The sequence below is a fragment of the Citromicrobium bathyomarinum genome (genome assembly GCA_001306305.2).
Classification (GTDB): domain Bacteria; phylum Pseudomonadota; class Alphaproteobacteria; order Sphingomonadales; family Sphingomonadaceae; genus Alteriqipengyuania; species Alteriqipengyuania bathyomarina.
This window is the reverse complement of sequence record CP155577.1, coordinates 273,640-295,212: the sequence shown is the minus strand read 5'-3', so window position 1 is coordinate 295,212 and position 21,573 is coordinate 273,640. Positions and strand designations below refer to the sequence as shown.

Genomic DNA, 21,573 nt, shown 5'->3' with positions numbered 1-21,573 from the left:
TGCGGCTAGCGCCTCAGCCGAAGTAAATCCAGATCGCGAAGGACACTGCCAGCCCGACCACGATATTCATCGGCAGGCCGATCTTCACGAAGTCGGAGAATCGGTAGTTGGCCGCGCCATAGACCAGCGTGTTGGTCTGGTAGCCGATCGGGGTCGCGAAGCTGGCGCTGGCGCCGAACATCACCGCCACGATCAGCGGCCGCGCATCGAGCCCCGCGGCATCGGCGAGGCCGATGGCGAGCGGGGTCATGATCACCGCGATCGCGTTGTTGGTGATCACCTCGGTCAGCGTGCTGGTGACGCCATAGACCAGCAGGATCAGCACCAGCAGCGAACTCGTGCCGAGCAGCGGCTGGAGCGTGTCGACGATCAGCTTGACGGTGCCCGCGTTGTCGAGCCCGGTGCCAAACGCGAGCATCCCGAAGATCAGCACCAGCGTGCTGCCGTCGAGGCTGGCCCAGGCATCGCTCGGCTCGATGCAGCGGGTCGCCAGCACCAGCGCCACGCCGCCCACCGCCAGCGCCTCGATCGGCAGGCCGAACACCGCCGCGCCCACCACCACTGCGGCCAGCGTGGCAATTGCGATCGGGGCCTTCGTCCGGCGGAAGGACTGCGCCGAGGTGAGGCCGACATTGGTCAGCTGGACATTGCCCTGCAGCGCCTGCGCCGCGTCCGGCCCCGCCGCGATCAGCAGCCGGTCGCCCGCGCGCACCCGCGTCTCGCCCAAAGACGGGCCGGGCAGATGGTGCGGACGCGCGATGCCGAGCACGCGGACCCTCAGGCGTGAGAGCAGCGGGATTTCCTTCAGCCGCTGGCCGACGACAGGGTGGGTTGCGGAAACCACCGCTTCGATCACCTTGAGGTCCGCCGGGCGCTTGTCGCGGGCGGTTTCGACCCCGCCTCCGAGGCCAACGAGCCCGGTGCGAAAATCGGGCGCTTCGGCGAGCGAGGTGATCTCCTCCGGGCTGGCGCTGACGATCAGCTGGTCGTCGGCGGCCAGTTCGAACGCGCCCAGATCCCGCCGGTAGAGGTCGGTCCCGCGCTGGATCGCGACCACGCGCACGCCGGGGCGCCTGCCGATATTGCTCTCCGCCAGCGCGCGGCCGACATATTTGCTGCTCGCCATCAGCGTCAGGTGGGTGAGGTAGATGTCACTCTCGCGCGTCTCGTCGCCCATGCGCGGGCCGCGGTTGGGCAGCAGCAGCGGGCCCAGCACCAGCAGCACCGCGACCCCGGCGATCATCCCGACGAAACCGACTGCGGTAATCTCGAAAATGCCGAAAGGCGCCTGCCCGGCCTGCTGCGCGACGCCATCGACCAGCAGGTTGGTCGAAGTGCCGATCAGCGTCATCGTGCCGCCGAGAATGCACAGGTAGGACAGCGGGATCAGCAGCCGGGTCGCGCCCGTCTTCAGCACCTGCGCCAGCTTCTTGACCACCGGGATCATCACGATGACCACCGGCGTGTTGTTCATGAAGGCCGAGGCGGCGATCGTGCCCAGCCCGATCTCGGCGGTGGCCAGCCGGGGGCTCTGCGTGGTCCGGCGGATGACCCAGCCGGAGACTTCCTCCAGCGCGCCCGTCCGCAGCAGCGCGCCGGTCAGGATGAACATCGCCGCGATGGTGATCGGTGCCGAGTTGGCGAAGGTCGCCAGCATTTCCTTGGGCGGAAGATAGCCGAGCGCGAGCATCACCGCGCCCGAGACCACTGCGATCACCACCGGCGGGCGCCGCTCCATCAGGAATGCGATGAAGGTGAGGACCAGCACCACCAGCCCGATCTGGGCCGAATAGTCAGACAGAAACGACATAGGGCCCTGCGAAAGGTTGTGTAGCGCCAAGCAAATGCGCAGACGCGACAGGGGTTTCCAAGCGAAATCGGCTGGCTGCGCGCAAAGCATTTCTTGTGTGCGCCGACGGACGGGGGTGACGCAGCCGGGCGGTTCGCGTTAGGCGGCGTGCACGATGCGCGAAATGTTCACCTATCTCGAAGGGCAACCCCCGCTGGTCGAGGCACTGGGCGGTGTGGCGCTGCTGCTGGGGATCGCCTTCCTCGTCAATCTGGTGCTCAAGAAGGTGGTGCTGCGGCTGGCGGCACCCTTCCTCGACAAGCGGACCAAGACGCCGGACAAGGCGGTCGGCTGGCTGGTCACCACGATTCCGCTGCTGATCATCTCGCGCGGGATCGTGTTCGTTCGCCACCTTCCGCAAGAGCTGGAGGCGGTGATCTCCAACGTCGCGAATGCGACCATCGTGCTGGTCGTCGCGCTGGCGATCACGACCGGGCTGACCTACGTCAACGAGCTGTACAAGCGTCGTCCCGAAGCGCGCAATCGTCCGATCAAGGGCTTCCTCCAGGTCGTGAAGATCCTGGTCTTCGCCGCCGCCGCAATCCTCGGCGTCGCTGCGCTGATCGAGCAGTCGCCGCTGCTGCTGTTGTCAGGCCTCGGCGCGATGGCGGCGGTGCTGCTACTGGTGTTCAAGGACACGATCCTCAGCCTGGTCGCATCGGTCCAGCTGTCCGCACAGGACATGCTACGGGTCGGCGACTGGATCGAGATGCCGCAGCAGAATGCGGATGGCGATGTGATCGATATCGCGCTGCACACGGTGAAGGTGCAGAACTTCGACAAGACGATCACCACCATCCCGACCTACAAGCTGATCAACGAGAGCTACCGCAACTGGCGCGGGATGGCCGAATCGGGCGGGCGGCGGATCAAGCGCGCGATCCATCTCGACCAGAACACGCTGCGTTTCCTGACCGAACAGGAACTGGCCGATCTGCGCCGCTTTCGCCTGCTGCGCGACTATCTGGACCGCAAGGAACAGGAATTGCGCGACTGGAACGCGCGTGAAATGGCGGGGGAGGACAATCCGGTAAACGCGCGGCGGATCACCAATATCGGCACCTTCCGCGCCTATGTGCTCGCCTTTCTGCGCACCCACCCACAGATCAATCACGAGATGACGACACTGGTCCGCCAGCTGGAGCCGACGCCAGCCGGCCTGCCGCTGGAGATCTACACCTTCGCGGCGACCACCCAGTTTGCGGAATACGAATCGATCCAGTCGGACATTTTCGACCACCTGCTGGCGATCCTGCCCGAATTCGGGCTGCGCGTGTTTCAGGAGCCCAGCGGGGTCGACTTCGCCCGCCTCTCCAGCCCGCGCACGCTAAAAGAATGGGAGCGCCGTGAAACCACGACGCCCCCATCAATGTCCTGAAAACCTAGCGATGCCGTAGTTTACGCGGCTTCGGCCTCTTCGTTGGGATCGCGCAGCACGTAGCCGCGGCCCCACACGGTTTCGATGTAATTCTCGCCGTCGCACGCATGGCTGAGCTTCTTGCGCAGCTTGCAGATGAACACGTCGATGATCTTGAGTTCGGGCTCGTCCATCCCGCCATACAGGTGGTTGAGGAACATTTCCTTGGTCAGCGTGGTGCCCTTGCGCAGGCTGAGCAGCTCCAGCATCGCATATTCCTTGCCGGTCAGGTGGACCCGCGCGCTGTCGACTTCCACGGTCTTCGCGTCGAGGTTCACCGCCAGCTTGCCGGTGCGGATGACCGACTGGCTGTGGCCCTTGGAACGGCGGACCACGGCGTGGATCCGGGCGACCAGTTCTTCGCGATGGAACGGCTTGGTCACGTAATCGTCGGCCCCGAAGCCGAAGGAGCGGACCTTGCTGTCCATCTCGGAAATCCCCGAGAGGATGAGAACCGGCGTCTGCACCTTGGCGACGCGCAGCTTCTTGAGCACGTCGTAACCGTGCATGTCCGGCAGGTTCAGGTCGAGCAGGATGATGTCGTAATCGTACAGTTTGCCCAGATCGAGGCCTTCCTCGCCCAGATCGGTGCTGTAGACATTGAACCCCTCGGTCGTGAGCATCAGCTCGATCGCCTTCGCCGTGCTCGGCTCGTCTTCGATCAGCAATACGCGCATTGGGTCGCCCCCTTTGGCCCGATGAATGTGCTGCAACGCCCCCCGCAGAAGGTGTTGCGCTTATTAACCACATAAGGTCTGAACGGAAAAGGTTAACATCGTGTAAAGCGTGAAAAACCGGCGAGTCGCACGAAGAAACGGCAGAATTGCGAGTCGGGTGGGTCGGGCGCTGCGTGAGTCACCCGAATGCCACAGCATCGCGCCTGTGCGATATACGAGGTTGCAGTGCGGCAAAGCTTGCGTTATTTCGTTACGCACAAGGCGTGGGAGGCAGCGCTTTGATTTCAATCCTTGCCTCGGGAGCAATTTGGTCATGACCAAGCATCGGGATCTCGCAATCCCCGCTTCGGCCCCGACACAGCTTTCCGTGCCGCTTGGCGCGCGTTTCTCCTATTACGGCTATTATTTCGGTTCGTTTAGCGGCCGGTACGCCTGAGCGGCGTATCGGGACCCGCGCGAGGCCCTGCGCGAAAAGCGGCCACCATCGAGACAAACGAACGATAACCACCCGTGCCGACCCATTGCGTCGCGCGCCGGTGACGAACCGAAAGCGAATTCACCATGTCTGCCAATGCCGCCAATCACCGCACCATCGATACTTTGCGCCAGGAGATCGATACGCTCGACGAGGAACTGCTGGCTCTGATCGAGAAGCGGCTCGACCTTGCCGCCTCGATCGCCAGCGCCAAATCGGAAGATGTTACAGACGAGGATAGCGACGAGCTGCTGCTGCGGCCCGCACGCGAGGCGAGCATTATCGCCCGGCTCGACGCAATGACCCGCCGCATCCCCGAAGTCAGTCTGACCGCGATCTGGCGCGAGCTGATGGCGATTAATCTGCAGGCCCAGCGCCCGATCGAGATCGCGCTGCACGCCACCCGCCACCCGGAACGCATGCAGCTGATGGCACGCGCCCGGTTCGGCACGATCATCCCGGTGCGCAAGAGCGCCTCGCCCGAAGCGGCGCTGGAGCGTGCGCGCACGGGCAAGGCGATCGCCATGATCGAGATCGGCGATGGCGACTGGTGGACCGCGCTGGCCGGCGACCCCGAGTTGACCATCATCGACGGGTTGCTGGGCGAAGGCGGGCGTGGTTCCGCGCTGGCAGTCGGACGGCTATCGCGTGACCGGCTGTGCAAGGATCGCAGCTACGCCGTGCTCGAACAGAGCGAACTCGCCGCCCGGCTGGGCCGGGGCGAAGCAGTGTGCCCGATCGCAGTTTCCGGCGACCTGCACCTGTGCGCGATCGAGCGGGTCGTCCCGCTGGCCCGCCGCGCCGCCTGATCCGGACACCGAGATGCGTATTGCGTATGGAGGGCACCCCGGTGCCTTCGGCGAACTTGCGTGCCTTGGCCGCTTCCCCGGCGCCGAGCCGGTTGGTTACAGGGATTTCCGCGCCGCGTGCGACGCGCTGATCGCGGGCACCTGCGACAGGGCCGTCATCCCGTTCGAAAACTCGATTGCGGGCGCGGTGCCGGGGGTGGAGCAATTGCTCGCCTCGCTCCCCGTCACCCGGCTCGACGTGCATCCCCAGCCGGTCGTGTTCCACTGCCTCGCAGTGCCCGGCACCCGGCTGGAAGAGGTGGAGGTGGTCGCGAGCCATCCGATGGCGCTGGCCGAATGCACGCGCTTCCTGGCGCAGATCGGCGCACGGGCAGAGGAAGCGGGCGACACCGCCGGGGCCGCAAGCGAGGTGGCTGAAGCACGGCAGTTTACCCGCGCCGCACTCGCCTCGACCCGTGCGGCGCAGCTGTACAACCTCAATGTGCTGGCAGCGGACGTGCAGGACACCGACGACAATGTGACCTATTTCGCGGTGTTGCGGCGCGACTGAAGCCCGGCTCAGCCGATCGCGGCGAGCTTCTTCGCCCGGCGCCGCTCCACGCTGGAGCCGATTCCCATCGCCTCGCGATATTTGGCGACCGTGCGCCGCGCGATGTCGAACCCTTCGGCCTTGAGCAGCGTCACCAGCTTGTCGTCCGAGAGGATCGCCTTGGCATCCTCGGCATCGGTTAGCGCCTTGATCCGCGCCTTGACCGCCGCCGCGCTCGCGCCTTCGCCGTCCTCGCCGCCACCCACACCGCTGGTGAAGAAGTATTTGAGGTCGAAGGTGCCGCGCGGGCAGTGGAGGAACTTGTTGCTGGTCACCCGGCTGACGGTGCTTTCGTGCATCTCGATCTTTTCGGCGACCTGCTTCAGCGTCAGCGGGCGCAGGTGGCTGACGCCGTGGAGAAAGAAGCCTTCCTGCTGGGTGACGATCTCGCTCGCCACGGCGAGGATGGTCTTCTGCCGCTGGTCGAGCGCGCGGATCAGCCAGCGCGCATCTTCCAGCTTGTCTTTCAGCCATGCGCGGCTGGAGCGATCGCGGCAGCCGTCGCGCAGCTCCACCAGATAAGGGCGGTTGACCACGAGACGCGGCAGCGTCGCCTCGTTTAGCGCGACTCGCCAGCCACCCGATGGCGCGCGGTCGATCAGCACATCGGGTGCCACCGCGCCGCCAGCCTGCTCGCCAAAGGCATGTCCGGGGCGCGGGTCGTATCCGCGCAGTTCCGCCAGCATCTCGGCCAGATCTTCCGCATCGACCTCGCACAGCTTCTGCAACCGGGCGATCTCGCCGCGCGCAACCAGATCGAGATTGTCGATCAGCCGCGCCATGCAGGGATCGTAACGATTCGCCTCGCGCGCCTGAATGGCGAGGCATTCGGCGAGATCCCGCGCGCCCACGCCCGATGGATCGAGCGACTGGACCAGGATCAGCGCATCTTCCACCTCGGCCAGCGGGACGCCCAGCGCCTCGGCCACTTCGCGCAGCGGATCGGGCAGGTATCCAGCCATGTCCAGCCGGTCGATCAGTGCGCGCGCGATGAAGGCCTCGGCAGGGCTGTAGGCCATTGCCCCGACCTGGGCATGGAGATGTTCGGCCAGCGAGAGCTCGACCGCGCCGCGCTGGTCGATCCCCAGCCCCTCCTCACCGTCGCCGGCAAAGCCTTCGGCCGCGCCCCAGCTGCCGTCGCCGGTATCCCGGTCGATCTCCAGCTCGGCGGAGGAAAGGTCGGTCGGTGCGTCGCTCTGCCCCGCGCCTTCCGCGATCAGCGTATCGGCCTCGCGTTCCTCGCGCGGGGTTTCAGCCATGTCGCCGCTGTCGCCATCGCTGCGCTCCGCGCGCGGTGCCTCGCCCAGTTCAAGCAGGGGATTGGCTTCCAGCGCATCGCCGATGAATGCCTCGATCTCGAGATTGGACAGCGTCAGCAGCTTGATCGCCTGCTGCAGCTGCGGCGTCATCACCAGCGATTGCGACTGGCGCAGGTCGAGGCGCGGAGCGAGTGACATCAGGTTTGGCGTCCATCCGGGTTCGACTTGCGCCGACCCTTGCGCCCGGCTGGTGCCGCCCCGGCGGACCCGAGTTTTCCATGCGCGATCACGTTTCGGACCGCCGGAAAATCACAAGGTAAAATTCTCGCCAAGGTAGAGCCTGCGCACGTTCTCGTCTGCGACCAGGTCTTGCGGGGTGCCCGCGAACAGAACCTGGCCTCCGTAGATGATACAGGCGCGGTCTACGATATCGAGCGTTTCCCGAACGTTATGATCGGTTATCAGAACGCCGATCCCACGCTTCTTGAGGTCGATCACCAGATCGCGGATGTCGCTGATCGAGAGCGGATCGATCCCCGCGAAAGGTTCGTCGAGCAGCATGATCGAAGGGTTCGCCGCCAGCGCGCGAGCGATCTCGCACCGCCGCCGTTCACCACCCGAAAGCGCCATCGCGGGCGCATTGCGCAGCTTGGTCAGGCCGAATTCGTCGAGCAGCCGCTCCAGCCCGTCGCGCTGCGCCTGCCGGTCGGGCTCCGCCAGTTCGAGCACGGTGGCGATGTTCTGTTCGACGGTCAGCCCGCGGAAAATGCTGGTTTCCTGCGGCAGGTAGCCGAGGCCCAGGATCGCGCGGCGATACATCGGCAGGCCGGTCACGTCCTCGCCATCCATCAGGATGCGGCCGCTATCGGGCTTCACCAGCCCCATGATCGAATAGAAGCAGGTCGTCTTGCCCGCGCCGTTGGGGCCGAGCAGGCCGAGCACTTCGCCCTTGCCGACGGACAGCGAGATATCGGTCAGCACCGGTCGCTTGTCGTAGCTCTTGGCGATCGACACGACTTCGAGCCCGCCCTGCGGAATCGGCGGGGCGGCGTTGGCCTCCACTTCGGAAGGCTTCTGGACAATGTCGGCGGGGTCGATCTCTGCCATGGCAATACGCCTAGCAGATGGGGCGCGCGGCGAAAGTCGCAATAGGCAAGCGCCTGCCTTTGGCCTCCATGCTTGAGCGCGCGGGCCACTCGCCCTATCGTGCCCGGCACGGGGGCGATCGAGAGGATGCCGCACATGAACACCTGGACCAAGACTGCAGCTGACACGCGGCCCGAGGCCGATTGGCCCGCTGCGATCAGCGACAATATCGCCTGGGCGCTGCTGATCACCACCGCGCTGCTGATCTTCATCACCATGCCCAAGATGAAGCACGCGTTCGACGGAATCACTGTCTACCTGCTGCTGGTCATCATGGTCGGCGCCTTCATCCCTGTGCTGCGATTTTTCGAAAAGCGGTGGACCGATATCGACGACGCAAAGGCGCACGATCCAGCCCTGAAGGGCGCGTTCCGGCGCGATCAGGTGGCGCTGTGGCTGCTGACCGTGGGCGTGCCTATGCTGCTCGCGCTGGGATTCGGCACGGCCTTCCCCGGTTGATGCCCGCACGCGGCCTTGGCCGGGTTATGCGGGGCTGACCATGCTGCTGCGACTCCTCGCCGCGCTCTGGCTGGCATGTCTCGCCGCGCCCGTGGCCACGCCCTTGGCCGCCGCGCTGCCGGGTCTGGTGCCCGAACAGGCCGAGCCGCAGCCCACGCCCACCGCCACCGGCGCGCTGTCGGACGAGCGCGATCCGCAGGCCGACAGCCGCATCGCCACTCGCCTGCGCGACATCTATGCCGAGGTCGAGGCGTTCTCCGGCGTCGAGGTCGCGGTGAATCAGGGCGTGGTGCGCCTGACCGGCTCCGCCCCCAGCCAGGAAGCGATCGACGATGCCGGCGCGATCGCCGCGCGCTTCGATGTGGTGACGGTCGAGAACGAGATCGCGCGCGACACCTCGCTGGAGGGGACGGCGGATATCGTCACCGCGCTGATCGACCGGCTGCGCGCCGCGGCGGGCATGCTGCCGCTGATCGGGGTCGCGCTGCTGATCGGGCTTGCGATCCTGCTGGTGGGATACCTGCTCGCCTCGCTCAAGTTCCTCTGGCGGCTCGTCACGCCCAATGATTTCCTCGCCGATCTGGTGGCGAGCGCGATCCGCTTCATCGCGATCATCTTCGCCGCGGTCATCGCGCTCGACATCATCGGGGCGACCGCGCTGCTCGGCGCGGTGCTGGGCGGGGCGGGCGTGATCGGCATCGCACTGGGTTTCGCCATGCGCGACACGGTGGAGAACTACGTCGCCTCGCTGATGCTCTCGCTACGCCAGCCGTTCCGGGCCAATGATCTGGTCCAGATCGACGCGTTCGAGGGGCGCGTCGTGCGCCTGACCAGCCGCGCGACCGTGCTGATGACGCTGGAGGGCAACCATCTGCGCATCCCCAACTCGGCCGTGTTCAAGGCGGTGATCGTCAACTTCACCCGCAATCCGCAGCGCCGCTTCGACTTCACGCTGGGCGTGGATGCTGACGACGATGCGACCGCCGCGGCAGAGCTGGGCCGTACCACGCTGGAGGCCCTGCCCTTCATGCTGGCAGAGCCGGCGCCGGAGGCGCGGATCGTGGAGGTCGGCGATTCGGCCGTGATGATCCGCTTCCTCGGCTGGATCGACCAGCGCGAGACCGACTGGTTCAAGGCGCAGAGCGTCGCGATCCCGGCGGTGAAGACCGCGCTGGAGGATGCCGGCTTCGGCCTGCCCGAACCGATCTACCGCCTGCGCTTCGACCCGCGTTCCGCCAGCCTGCCGTTCGAGAATATCGCCGACCGCGACGCCGGGTCCGTTGGCGAGACCACGCCCCCGCGCAAACCGCGCGCCGCCGCCCCGCCACCGAGCGACGTCACCCCGCGCAACGAGATCGACGAAATGGTCGAGGAAGAGCGCGACAGCAGCGAGCAGAAGCAGGACCTGCTCGACCACCGCAGACCGGTGGAGTGAGTTGGCTGACCGCGCCAGCCTATCTAACCGTCGAGACGGTGGCGAGGCGATGATCCGTCGACCCAAGGCGCTTATCGCTGCCTTGCTGGCAGCGGGTATCCTGGCAGTAGGGGCTCTGTGGGCCTTCACCTCCGCTTCCACCGGAATAGATGCCGCCACCCGCGATCGTCTGTTCAAGGAACTGGTAGATTCGCGCTCCGATGAGCCGAAGCTGGGGCTTCCCAGAGACTGGCATGCCTGTGTGGGAGGCGTGGCGCGTTTGGCGGATAAAAACGCGTCGCGGATCGAGTGCGACACGTGGACCGCACAAGGGGTCACATCCACGCTGGTCGCGCTCAGGGAGGGCGACGCGTTCGTGCCGGTGGTCGAATCGCGCCTCGAAGTTGCCAGCGAAGATGGGCGCTATGTGATCGATGTCGTGGGTGGCCCCGGAGGGGAGCCTTTTCTGGTCCGGCGAGGGACGACCGACGAGTTTTTCGATCGACTCAAGGATGCCGGGCTTACCCCGAACATCTGGGGCGACATGCGTGTCTCGCCCTATCGCCATCTGATGGGTCGTGGCTTCACCATCGCTTCGGTCGGCTACTGGGGCACCAACATACGCACGCTCGGGGCGGCCGACGAAATCGAGATGGCGTTCGCCGACGTGGCGGCCGCAGTGGATTTCTACCGCGATCAGGCGGGCGCGGAACCGGCTCTGGTTACGACCAGTCTCGGCAATCACATTGCGCTCGGCGCTCTCGGGCGGGAAAGGCTGGAGCGAATGAACGTCCTCGCCGTCGTACCTGTGATGGACGGGCTGCAGCATCATCTGCAACGGAACCGCCGGGAGAACGTCGAGAAGCGAGAAGAGGCCGAAGCGAAGGGAGAGCCCTTCGGCGAATGGACGACCTTCAATATCTACTCGAAAACCGACTCAGGCATCGCGTTCGACCATTCGCAGGTGCTTCCGCTACACGATTACGTGCCGCGATATGTCGGCGGGCGCGACCTTGCTTTCCGCGAAGTCCGCCCGCGCGGCGCATGTTCGCGGATCGTGCTCGGCAACAAGGATCCGCGAACCCGCGACTATCTGGCCGCCCGGCCGGGCCGCACGAAGTGCCTCATCGTTCTGAACGCCGATCACGATCTGGCAAAAGACGATCCGCAGAGCGTGCGGTCCATTTTCCGAGATTTGGCTCAGTGCCTGGTTAGGCAGGAAGCCTAGCCGGGCGCGGCGCTTACCCCTTCGCTCGCTCGATCGCTTCCAGCACGATCTGCTTGGCTTCCGCCGCATCGCCCCACTTGCCGACACGGACCCACTTGTCCTTCTCCAGATCCTTGTAGTGGGTGAAGAAGTGCTCGATCTGCTGGAAGATGATGCTCGGCAGGTCCTTCGTCTCGGCGACGTCCGAGTAATAGGGGAAGGTCGTGTCGATCGGCACGCAGATCAGCTTTTCATCGCCGCCATGCTCGTCTTCGAGGTTGAGCACGCCGATCGGGCGCGCACGCACCACGCAGCCCGCGATGAAGGGCGAGCGTGCGATCACCAGCGCGTCGAGCGGGTCGCCATCGGGCGACAGGGTGTGCGGCACGAAGCCGTAGTTCGCGGGGTAGCGCATCGGCGTGTGCAGGATGCGATCGACGAACAGCGCGCCCGATTCCTTGTCGAACTCGTACTTCACGGGCTCGCCGCCGGTCGGCACTTCGATGATGACGTTGAGGCTTTCGGGCGGATTGTCGCCGGTCGGGATCTTGTCGATGCGCATTGTTACTCTCTGTTCGCTCTCGCCATCGGCAGGGTGCAGGCACCCGCGCGATCGGGCTGGAAGGATATGCCCGCGACCTAGTGGAGCCGCCCGCAAGCCGCAACGCGTTTTGTGCACTGCGGGAGGGTTGGCGTTGATTGTCCGGGTCAGCCGCCCGCGCGCGGCTCCAGGAAGCGGTCGAGCGGTTGCTCGCCCTTGCCGACGGGTTCGAGCCACGGATAGCGCAGCCCGCCGTGGTAATCGATTGCCACCGTGCGGTACGTATCGCCGCGCTTGACCAGCAGTTCGATCGGCTGGTCCGTGTCCTTCGCGGCGGTGATCGCCTCTTCGATCGTGTCGCCCGAGTAGGCGATGCCGTTCACCGCGACGATGGTGTTGCCGTTGACGATCCCCGCATCGAAGGCCGGCCCGTCCCACAGCGTGCCCGTGACCGTGCCGTCGGTGCCGAGGTTCACACCGAGCGAGTAGAACAGGTTGAGGTACTTGCCGTTGCCCATCCGGCCCTTGTCGTAGCTGTTGGGCTCGTCCTTCCAGACCAGCTGGTAGCCGCCCATTTCGATGCCGTGCAGCGGGGCGGGCTGGTTGGGTTCGAGCAGGCGGGTGGTCAGGAAATCGGCCCAGTCGTAGGGATAGACGCCGTTCAGCGTCGCGACGATCTCGTCGAAATCATAGGTCAGCTGGCCCCAGTCGCCATCATTCACGCCGAAGAAGGCCTTGGCGAAATCGTCGAGCCCCTTCCTGCCCTTGGTGCCCTGGCGAATGATCTGGTCCGCCTCGATCCACACCAGCGCACCCTCGACATAATAGTCTTCGCTGCGCGCGAGCGAAGAGTAGGGCAGCGGTGCGCGCGAGTTGATGATCGGATCGTTGGTGGTGTCGGCGACGGAGCGGTACGCGCGACCCGGCTGGCCTTCGGAATAGTTCGCGGCATAGGTCGCGAAGGCATCGAGGAAGGTCTGCCTGGTCTGCAACCCGCTGCGCGCGGCGAGCACCCAGCCCCACAGCTGGGTCTGCCCTTCGTAGAGCCACAGCAGCGAATCCTGCATCGGGGTGCGATAGTCGGGCGTCCACAGGTCGTCCGGGCGGCGGTACTTGCCGTTCCAGCTATGCACCAGCTCGTGGCTGACGACGTTGTGGTCCCAGTCCATCTCGTCCCAGTCGATCAGCGCGGTGGGCTCGTATTGGTTTTCCGCCGAGCGCTGGTGCTCCAGCCCGATCCCGCCCATCCGGTCGGTCAGCGCGAGCAGGATGTCGTAGTGGTCGAAGTGGCGCGCGCCGAACAGCGCGTCGGCCTCGTCGATCAGCCGTTCGAAGCGGGTGAGGTTTTCGGGCGCGAGGTCGAGATATTTGGGCTTGTCTGCCACCGCATCCAACCACACGTTCTCGCCCACTTCCCAGCGTTCGGCATATTTGCCCGCGAAGATCGGCGAATCGACCAGCGTTTCGTAATCGACCGTCTGCCAGGTGACCGTGTCGTTCTCACGCGTCTTGCCATCCAGTGCGGTGAACACCTGCCATCCCGCGGGCACTTTCACCGTCGGCTTCACCGCGATCCGTCGCACGTAGTGCCCGGCGGGATAGAAGCTCATCTTCTCCCACTGCAGGTTGAGCATTTCCTGCGTCATGGTGATCCGACCCTCGCTGCCGGTGATCGGCGAGGTGTGGACGAACTGCGCGGTCACCGCTTCGGTCCCCTCGGGCAGGTCGACGATCAACTCGTACACGTCGAGCGGATTGCGCTTCCATTCGAGCACCTTGCCGCCCGCGGTGAAGCGGATGCCGCTGACGAGGTTGATCGGCCCGCGCGCCGCGTGGTTGCCCGGCAGCCATTCGGGGAACAGCAGCCGCAGCTCGCGCATGTCCGCGGTTACGGGAATGGTCTGGGTGACGCGATAGACGCCGCGCGCCGTGTCGGTCGCGTCGATATCCAGCGCGATCGTCCCGCCCGGCCACGGCGTATCGGCGGGCAGCGGGGTCGCGTCGTCCAGCTGCGCCTGCTCCGGCGCGGTGTTGCCCGCGGGGCGGATGTCGCCCTGCGCAAGGGCCGGGGTGGCCAGCAGGAAGGGGAGGAGGGCGGCGCTAAGGGCGGGATGCTTCATGGACGGGGTTCATGCGGGCAATCGCGCGCGCATGCAATAATGTATCCTGCTTTCGTTTCGGCGACCCGCACGCTAAGCGCTCGCCCATCATGGCAAAGACAAAGACACCGCAGGCAATCCGCGGCACGCAGGACATTTTCGGGGCCGAGGCGGAAAGCTTCGCCTTCGTGGTCGAAACCTTCGAACGCGTGCGCAAGCTTTACCGCTTCCGCCGCGCGGAAATGCCCGTGTTCGAGAAGACGGAAGTATTCGCCCGCTCGATCGGCGAGACGACCGATATCGTCTCGAAGGAAATGTATTCCTTCGAGGATCGCGGCGGGGAATCGCTCACGCTGCGGCCCGAATTCACCGCGGGCATCGCGCGTGCGTATCTGACTAACGGCTGGCAACAGCACGCGCCGGTGAAGCTGGCGACCCACGGCCCGCTGTTCCGCTACGAGCGCCCGCAGAAGGGCCGCTACCGCCAGTTCCATCAGATCGACGCCGAGATCATCGGCGCGGCGGAGCCCCAAGTAGACGTCGAGCTGCTCGCGATGGCCGATCAGGTGATCCGCGAGCTGGGGATCGAGGGCGTGACGCTCCACCTCAATACTTTGGGCGATGGCGATTCCCGCGAGGCATGGCGCGCCGCGCTGGTCGAGCACTTCCGTAGCGTGAAGGACGAGCTGAGCGAGGAATCGCAGGAGCGGCTGGAGAAGAACCCGCTGCGGATTCTCGACAGCAAGGATCGCCGCGACCAGCGCTTCCTGGCCGACGCGCCGAAGATCGACGACTTCCTGACCGACGAGGCGCGTGGCTTTTTCGATGCGGTAACCAGCGGTCTGGATGCCGCGGGCGTGAAGTGGGTGCGCGCGGAAAGTCTGGTGCGCGGGCTCGACTACTACCGCCACACCGCGTTCGAGTTCATTCCCGACGAGGGCTCGGCTGCGGCGGACGCGCTGGGTTCGCAGAGCACGATCCTGGGCGGCGGGCGCTACGATGGGCTGATCGAGAGCCTTGGCGGTTCGCCCACGCCCGCAGTCGGCTGGGCTGCGGGGATCGAGCGGCTGGCGATGCTGGTGGGGGAGAAGGAAGCGAACGCGGCCGATGTGATGGTGGTTGCGGAATCCGATGACGTGATTCTCACGGCCATCCGCGCGCTGGCCCGGTTCCGTGAGCTCGGGTTCTCCGCAGATCTGATCGCGAGTGGTTCGCCCAAGAAGCGCTTCGACAAGGCCGTGAAGACACCTGCATCGGCGATCGTGAGTTTGCGTGACGGAGCCGAAGGAACGACCTCCAACTTCCGGGGCGAAAATCCACGCGCGACAGAGGTGCAGGCAGCGTGGGATGCAATGCGGCACCAGCTATAGGATTTGCGTGTCACCCCGAACTTGTTTCGGGGTCCAGTCCTCCTCCCGCGATGGGCTTGCAGACGGAAGGCTGGATGCTGAAACAAGTTCAGCATGACGTAGAACTTAAGTGCCGTCGCTTCCCATCTCGTCGCCCCGGACTTGATCCGGGGCAGGGTTTCCTTTCGCGCGAGCCAAGCCAAAAGAAGCCTGATCCCGGGGCCCCCGCCTGCGCAGGGGCAGGCAAGCCCGGGATGACGGTGGAGGGGGAGGGCCACGCTATCTTTCCTACTCCATCCTTCCCGCGCTAATGCGCCTTGCATGATCGCCCACGCACCCGACATTCACCTGCCGAACTAGCCCCGTCGCGCAGGGCCCACTTTCTAACCCCTGGACTGTGTGTCAGGTGTGCCAGAAATCCTACCGGAACGACCATTGACCATCCCTCCCGAACGCCTCGACCAGATCGCCAACCGCTTCGCAGAGATCGAGGCGCGGATGGCCTCGGGCCAGCTGGAGGGCGAGGAATTCGTCCAGGCGAGCCGCGACTATGCCGAGCTGGAGCCGGTCGCGAAGCTCGCGCTGGAGCTGAAGGCCGCGCGCGAGGAAGTCGCGGGGCTGGACGAGATGCTCGCCGATCCCGAGATGCGCGACATGGCGGAAGAGGAGCTCGAAGCGCTCAACCAGCGTATTCCCGAGCTCGAACAGCAGCTCGCCGTCGCGATGCTCCCGCGCGACAGTGCCGATGCCAAGCCCGCGATGCTCGAAATCCGCGCAGGCACGGGCGGTGATGAAGCCGCGTTGTTCGCGGGCGACCTCTACCGCATGTACGAACGCTTCGCGGGCGAGCAGGGCTGGAAGGTCGAGCCGGTCAGCATGAGCGCGTCCGAAGTGGGCGGGTTCAAGGAAATCGTCGCCCACGTCACCGGCACCGGCGTGTTCGCCAAGCTCAAGTTCGAAAGCGGCGTGCACCGCGTCCAGCGCGTGCCCGAAACGGAGAGCGGCGGGCGCATCCACACCTCGGCGGCGACCGTGGCGGTGCTGCCCGAACCGGACGAGGTCGACGTGCAGGTCGATCCGGGCGACCTCAAGATCGACACCTATCGCGCGTCCGGCGCGGGCGGGCAGCACGTCAACACGACCGATTCGGCAATCCGCATCACCCACCTGCCCACTGGGCTCGTGGTCACCTGCCAGGACGGGCGCAGCCAGCACAAGAACCGCGAACAGGCGATGCAGGTGCTGCGCGCGCGGCTCTACGAACAGCAGCGCGACGCCGCGCAGGGGGCGGAGGCCGAGGCGAGGAAGGCGATGGTCGGCAGCGGCGACCGTTCCGAACGGATTCGCACCTACAACTTTCCGCAAGGCCGCGTGACCGACCACCGGATCGGCCTCACGCTGCAGAAGCTGCCGCAGATCATCGCCGGGCCGGGGCTGGGCGAGCTGGTCGACGCGCTGATCGCCGAGGACGAGGCCAAGCGGCTCGCGGCGATGAATGAGTGATGCTGTCGACCTGAAGGGCAGTGTCGGCGAGGTCATCCGCGAGGCGGCGAGCCTGCTCGACGTCGCATGGGCGCGGATCGATGCCGAGCTGCTGATGGCGCACGCGCTGGGATGCTCACGCTCGGCCATGCTGCTTCACCATATGCGTGATCCGGTGCCCGATGGCTTCGCTCCGCTGTTCGCGCGGCGGCTGGGACACGAGCCGGTTGCCTACATCACCGGCAGTGCCGAGTTCTATGGGTTCGAGCTGAAGGTCACGCCCGCCGTCCTGATCCCGCGCGGGGATAGCGAGACGCTGATCGACGCCGCGCAGGAGCACTTCGGGACGGGCGAACCGCCGCAGCGCATCCTCGACCTCGGCACCGGGTCGGGCGCGCTGCTGCTGGCGGCGCTGTATCAGTGGCCCGAGGCGGAGGGGATTGGTCTCGATGCCTCCATGCCCGCGCTGCGCGTCGCGCAGTGCAATGCGCGCAAGCTGGGGCTGGCGGAGCGTGCCAGGTTCCTGCGGCGCAGCTGGCGCCGGGATGGCTGGCAGCGCGATTTGGGCACGTTCGACCTGGTCCTGTGCAATCCGCCCTATGTCGAGGATGACGCATCGCTCGACCCGTGCGTGCGCGAGCACGAGCCGGGATCGGCGCTGTTTGCGGGGCCCGAAGGTCTCGACGATTACCGAATCCTACTCCCGCAAATCGCGCCCTTGTTGACGCCTGATGGGATCGCCATCTTCGAAATCGGCGGTACGCAGCATGAGGCAGTCGCCGCACTCGCGCAAAATCAAGGGCTTGAGAACGCCATGCGCCGGGACCTGAACGGACACCCGCGCGCAATGATTATGTCGCAAGGGGTTGGCAAAGGGAAAGCCAACCGGTAAGTCCGGTCTCGACCTGGCAAGAAATGGACGGTTTCTCGCCCGGGTCGCGATCCGACATTTGCGGTGGGACCAGGCTCCTTCAAGGGCTTGCGATCGGCAAGAGTTCGAAGATCATGCTTAGGGACAGGTGGGCCGCGGACCCAGCACAGCTGCGACGCCGCATCTATTGGCCCGACCACGAGGGAAGACTAATTCCTTGAACAACAACAGTAATCGCAACAACAACAACCGGCGGCGCGGCCGCGGCAATCGCAATCAGGGCGGGGGCGGTAACAGCTCCAACCGGATCGACAGCCGCGCACGGGGCAATGCACCCCAGCTGCTGGACAAGTACAAGAAGCTCGCGCAGGACGCCCAGCACAATGGCGACCGCGTGCAGACGGAGTACTATCTGCAGTTCGCGGACCACTATTTCCGCGTCATCGCCGACAATAAGGCCCGCCAGGACGAACAGCGCGCCAAGCGCGACACCGGGCGCGACCGTGCGAACGACGATACCGACGAAGACGACGACGATCGTGGCAATGACAACCGCAGCAGCGGCAATCGTGGCGACGACAATCGCAACGACGAACGGCGCAAGCCCAAGAAGGGCAACCGCAGCGAACGCCAGCGCGGTCGCGATCGCTCCGACGATGACGACACGTCGTCCGATGCCGATTCCGACGCCAATGATGGCGACGACGAGTTCGAAAGCGACGACAACCCCTTCGTGCGCAAGCGCAGCAGCGAACCGCGCCGCGCCGCTCCGAAGGCACGCAAGACCTCGCGCAAGGCGGACAAGGATAGCGACGACAACAAGGGCGATGACGGCGAAATCGACGCCAACGTCCTGCCGCCTGCCATCGCGGCGGCGACGGCTGGCGACGGCGACGAAGATGCCAAGCCGGCCAAGGCAGCGGCTAAGCCGCGTCGGCGGACCCGCAAAGCGGCCGACGATGGTGATGACGAGGCGCTGAGCGCGGTAGGCTGACAGCGCGATGCGTGTGGCCCGACCAATGTGGTCGCGTGGCGCGGTCGGCACTGAGCCGGTGACCCGCCCGGCACGGCGCGGGCAGCCCCCGTGCTGAACCGGGCGCTGCCTTTCGCGCTGGCGCATCCACGCCTGACCCTGCTGGTGCTGGGCGGCATTTCCGCGCTCGGCTTCCCGCCCTTCCACCTGTGGCCTCTCGCGCTGCTCGCGCTGGGCGCGGCGGCGGTGCTGATCCGCTTCAGCCCGACGGTGCGGGGCGCATTCCTGCGCGGATGGCTGTTCGCGCTCGCCCACTTCACCGTCACCAACACGTGGATTGCGACCGCCTTCACCCATCAGGACCGGATGCCCGCCATTCTCGGCTGGCTCGCGGTGCCGCTGCTGTCGACCTTCCTCGCGCTCTACCCCGCAATCGCCTTTGCCGCCGCCTACCGGCTGGCGCGTGGTCGCAGTACGCTGGCCTATGCGCTGGCGCTGGGCGGGGCCTGGGTGCTGACCGAGTGGCTGCGCGCGACCCTGTTCACCGGCTATGCCTGGGGGCCCTTCAGCCTCGCCATGCTCGGCCCGTTCGACCGGCCGGGGCTGGCCGGGCTGCTTCCGCTGACCGGCACCTACGCGCTGTCGGGTATCGCGGTGGTGCTGGCCGCGATGCTGATCGACCAGGTGCTGCGCCGCGAATGGCTGCGTTTCGGGATCGCCTCGGTCCTGCTTGCGGTTGCGATGTACTGGCCCGTGGGGGCTGGGCGTGAGGGTGAGCTCGACTACACGCTGGTCCAGCCCGATCTCGATCAGGACGAGCTGAACGATCCGCGTCAGTACGAGCCGAGCTTCCTCACGCTCGCGGCGCTATCCGCCCGCCCGCCTGCGAGCGAGCCCGATCAGCGGCTGGTGCTGTGGCCCGAGGGCGTGCTGCCGGACTATCTGCGCGAGGGCTATCCCGAGCGTTTCTACGCCGCGACCACCGCCGGGCGCGACCCCGCTTTCGCGCGAGCCCGGCTCGCCCGTGTGATCGGCGAGGGCGGACTGCTGCTGACCGGGACGACCGATCTCGAGGTGGACGGGGACACCGTGACGGGGGCCTACAACGTGGTCACCGTGCTGAACGACCAGGGCGAGATCACCGGCAGCTATCGCAAGGCGCATCTGGTGCCTTATGGTGAATATCTGCCGTTTCGCGACGTTCTGGAACCGCTCGGCCTGTCGCGGCTGGTGGCAGGCTCGATCGATTTCCATCCCGGCCCGGGTCCGCAGACGCTCGATCTGGGCGCCTATGGCCGTGCGGGCGTGCAGATCTGCTACGAAATCATCTTCTCCGGTCAGGTGGTCGATCGCACCAACCGCCCGGACTACATCGTGAACCCCTCGATCGACGGCTGGTTCGGGCCGACCGGGCCGCCACAGCATCTGGCGCAGGCCCGCATGCGTGCGATCGAAGAAGGCCTGCCGGTGCTGCGTTCTACCACCACCGGGATCAGCGGCGTGATCGACGCGCGGGGCGTCGTCCGCCAGCATATGGCAATGGGCGAGCAGGCGCGGATCGAAGGCAAGGTGCCGCCCGCCGGGGCGCCGACGCTGTTCGCGCGGCTGGGCAACTGGCTGGCGCTGATCTGGGCGCTCGCACTCCTCGGCGGCTCCCTAGTTGTCAACCGGCGCAGGCGGGTTTAGGGCGCACATCGAGACTTAAAGAACTCTTTATATCGAGGTAACGTCGACCAATGCGCAGCAGCTATATCTTCACCTCCGAAAGCGTTTCCGAAGGCCATCCGGACAAGGTTTCCGACCAGATTTCGGATGCGATCGTCGATCTGATGCTCAGCAAGGATCCCGAGTCGCGAGTCGCCTGCGAAACGCTCACCACCACGCAGCGCGTCGTGCTCGCGGGGGAGATCCGCTGCACGCCGATGTACGATAATGGCGAGTGGAAGCCGGGTGCCGCCGAAGAGATCGAGCAGGTCGTGCGCGATACGGTGAAGGAAATCGGCTACGAACAGACCGGTTTCCACTGGCAGACGTTCACCTTCGAAAACCACCTGCACGGCCAGTCGAGCGAAATCGCGCAGGGCGTGGACGCCGGCACCGACGGGTCCAACAAGGACGAAGGCGCGGGCGACCAGGGCATCATGTTCGGCTATGCCTGCAACGAGACGCCCGACCTGATGCCTGCGACGCTCGATTACAGCCACAAGATTCTCCAGCGGCTGGCCGACGACCGCAAGTCGGGCACGGCACCGTTCCTCGAACCCGACGCCAAGAGCCAGGTCACGCTGCGCTACGAAAACGGCAAGCCGGTGAAAGCCATGGCGATCGTCGTCTCGACCCAGCACGCCAAGGGTTACGACCAGGGCGACAAGGAAGCCGAGCTGAAGGCCTACGTGAAGAAGGCCGTGGGCGAAGTGCTGCCCGACGGCCTGATCGACGGCGATACGGTGTGGCACATCAACCCGACCGGCGCGTTCGAGATCGGCGGGCCGGACGGTGACGCCGGGCTGACGGGTCGCAAGATCATCGTCGACACCTATGGCGGCGCAGCCCCGCACGGCGGCGGCGCGTTCAGCGGAAAGGACCCGACCAAGGTCGACCGCTCGGCCGCCTACATCACCCGCTATCTGGCGAAGAACGTCGTGGCAGCAGGCCTCGCCACGCATTGCACCATCCAGCTGTCCTACGCGATCGGCGTTTCCGAGCCGCTGTCGGTCTACGTCGACCTGCACGGCACGGGCACGGTCTCCGAAGAGGCGCTGGAAGATGCGATTCGCGGGATGACCAAGCTGGGCGGACTGACCCCGCGCGGCATCCGCACGCACCTTGGCCTGAACAAGCCGATCTACAAGCAGAGCGCGGCCTATGGCCACTTCGGTCGGACGGCAGCGGGCGACGCCTTCCCGTGGGAGCGCACCGACCTGGTCGACGACCTGAAGGCTGCCGTCGGCAAGTAA

19 protein-coding genes are annotated in these 21,573 nt (G+C 65.9%); 13 read left to right on the top strand and 6 right to left on the bottom strand.

Translation table 11 applies throughout. From position 1 onward, the window contains the following. Nucleotides 1-13: 13 nt before the first annotated feature. Nucleotides 14-1,810, bottom strand: a complete 1,797-nt coding sequence (locus VO57_001410; protein ID XBL70025.1) for an SLC13 family permease — start codon at nt 1,808-1,810, stop codon at nt 14-16. A 154-nt stretch (nt 1,811-1,964) separates the two neighbouring features. Between VO57_001410 and VO57_001405 the strand changes: the two genes are divergently transcribed. Then, nucleotides 1,965-3,227 (top strand): mechanosensitive ion channel domain-containing protein, encoded by a 1,263-nt coding sequence (locus VO57_001405; GenBank protein ID XBL70024.1) that lies wholly within the window; start codon nt 1,965-1,967, stop codon nt 3,225-3,227. Nucleotides 3,228-3,247: 20 nt separating this feature from the next. On the opposite strand, the gene VO57_001400 is transcribed toward VO57_001405, so the two are convergent. After that, on the bottom strand, nt 3,248-3,943 hold the full coding sequence (locus tag VO57_001400) for a response regulator transcription factor (protein ID XBL70023.1): 696 nt from the start codon (nt 3,941-3,943) through the stop codon (nt 3,248-3,250). A gap of 313 nt (nt 3,944-4,256) precedes the next feature. On the opposite strand from VO57_001400, the gene VO57_001395 reads away from it, so the two are divergent. From VO57_001395 to VO57_001385, 3 genes are all read left to right on the top strand, one after another. Continuing rightward, nucleotides 4,257-4,379, top strand: a complete 123-nt coding sequence (locus VO57_001395) for a hypothetical protein (protein ID XBL70022.1) — start codon at nt 4,257-4,259, stop codon at nt 4,377-4,379. A gap of 125 nt (nt 4,380-4,504) precedes the next feature. After that, nucleotides 4,505-5,227 (top strand): chorismate mutase, encoded by a 723-nt coding sequence (locus VO57_001390; GenBank protein ID XBL70021.1) that lies wholly within the window; start codon nt 4,505-4,507, stop codon nt 5,225-5,227. Between the two features lie 13 nt (nt 5,228-5,240). Then, nucleotides 5,241-5,777, top strand: coding sequence for a prephenate dehydratase domain-containing protein (locus VO57_001385; protein ID XBL70020.1), 537 nt, complete (start codon nt 5,241-5,243; stop codon nt 5,775-5,777). 8 nt (nt 5,778-5,785) lie between these two features. On the opposite strand, the gene rpoN is transcribed toward VO57_001385, so the two are convergent. Both rpoN and lptB read right to left on the bottom strand, forming a co-directional pair. After that, nucleotides 5,786-7,273, bottom strand: a complete 1,488-nt coding sequence (rpoN, locus tag VO57_001380; protein XBL70019.1) for an RNA polymerase factor sigma-54 — start codon at nt 7,271-7,273, stop codon at nt 5,786-5,788. Nucleotides 7,274-7,384: 111 nt separating this feature from the next. Beyond that, nucleotides 7,385-8,182, bottom strand: coding sequence for an LPS export ABC transporter ATP-binding protein (gene lptB, locus VO57_001375; protein XBL70018.1), 798 nt, complete (start codon nt 8,180-8,182; stop codon nt 7,385-7,387). Nucleotides 8,183-8,317: 135 nt separating this feature from the next. Here lptB and VO57_001370 point away from each other — a divergent pair, with 135 nt between their 5' ends. From VO57_001370 to VO57_001360, 3 genes are read left to right on the top strand one after another with little or no spacing between them, the layout of a single operon-like run. Continuing rightward, nucleotides 8,318-8,680: a hypothetical protein gene (locus VO57_001370; GenBank protein ID XBL70017.1), complete on the top strand. Its 363-nt coding sequence runs from the start codon at nt 8,318-8,320 to the stop codon at nt 8,678-8,680. 40 nt (nt 8,681-8,720) lie between these two features. After that, entirely contained in the window at nt 8,721-10,115 is a 1,395-nt protein-coding gene (locus VO57_001365; protein XBL70016.1) for a mechanosensitive ion channel family protein, read from the top strand. Nucleotides 10,116-10,164: 49 nt separating this feature from the next. After that, entirely contained in the window at nt 10,165-11,322 is a 1,158-nt protein-coding gene (locus VO57_001360) for a hypothetical protein (GenBank protein XBL70015.1), read from the top strand. A 13-nt stretch (nt 11,323-11,335) separates the two neighbouring features. Here VO57_001360 and ppa read toward each other — a convergent pair whose 3' ends face one another. Both ppa and VO57_001350 read right to left on the bottom strand, forming a co-directional pair. Next, nucleotides 11,336-11,863 (bottom strand): inorganic diphosphatase, encoded by a 528-nt coding sequence (ppa, locus tag VO57_001355; GenBank protein ID XBL70014.1) that lies wholly within the window; start codon nt 11,861-11,863, stop codon nt 11,336-11,338. Between the two features lie 146 nt (nt 11,864-12,009). Then, nucleotides 12,010-13,962 carry a M61 family metallopeptidase gene (locus tag VO57_001350; GenBank protein XBL70013.1) on the bottom strand — a complete coding sequence of 651 codons (1,953 nt, stop codon included), beginning with the start codon at nt 13,960-13,962 and terminating at the stop codon, nt 12,010-12,012. Between the two features lie 89 nt (nt 13,963-14,051). Here VO57_001350 and hisS point away from each other — a divergent pair, with 89 nt between their 5' ends. From hisS to metK, 6 genes are all read left to right on the top strand, one after another. Further along, nucleotides 14,052-15,311, top strand: coding sequence for a histidine--tRNA ligase (hisS, locus tag VO57_001345; protein ID XBL70012.1), 1,260 nt, complete (start codon nt 14,052-14,054; stop codon nt 15,309-15,311). 414 nt (nt 15,312-15,725) lie between these two features. Beyond that, on the top strand, nt 15,726-16,793 hold the full coding sequence (gene prfA / locus VO57_001340) for a peptide chain release factor 1 (protein XBL70011.1): 1,068 nt from the start codon (nt 15,726-15,728) through the stop codon (nt 16,791-16,793). Next, nucleotides 16,786-17,664 carry a peptide chain release factor N(5)-glutamine methyltransferase gene (gene prmC / locus VO57_001335; GenBank protein XBL70010.1) on the top strand — a complete coding sequence of 293 codons (879 nt, stop codon included), beginning with the start codon at nt 16,786-16,788 and terminating at the stop codon, nt 17,662-17,664. Before prfA ends, prmC begins: the two co-directional genes overlap by 8 nt. A 196-nt stretch (nt 17,665-17,860) precedes the next feature. After that, nucleotides 17,861-18,637, top strand: coding sequence for a DUF4167 domain-containing protein (locus VO57_001330; GenBank protein ID XBL70009.1), 777 nt, complete (start codon nt 17,861-17,863; stop codon nt 18,635-18,637). Between the two features lie 90 nt (nt 18,638-18,727). Further along, nucleotides 18,728-20,302 (top strand): apolipoprotein N-acyltransferase, encoded by a 1,575-nt coding sequence (gene lnt / locus VO57_001325; protein XBL70008.1) that lies wholly within the window; start codon nt 18,728-18,730, stop codon nt 20,300-20,302. Nucleotides 20,303-20,352: 50 nt separating this feature from the next. Then, complete coding sequence (gene metK, locus VO57_001320) at nt 20,353-21,573, top strand: methionine adenosyltransferase (GenBank protein XBL70007.1); 1,221 nt, start codon at nt 20,353-20,355, stop codon at nt 21,571-21,573.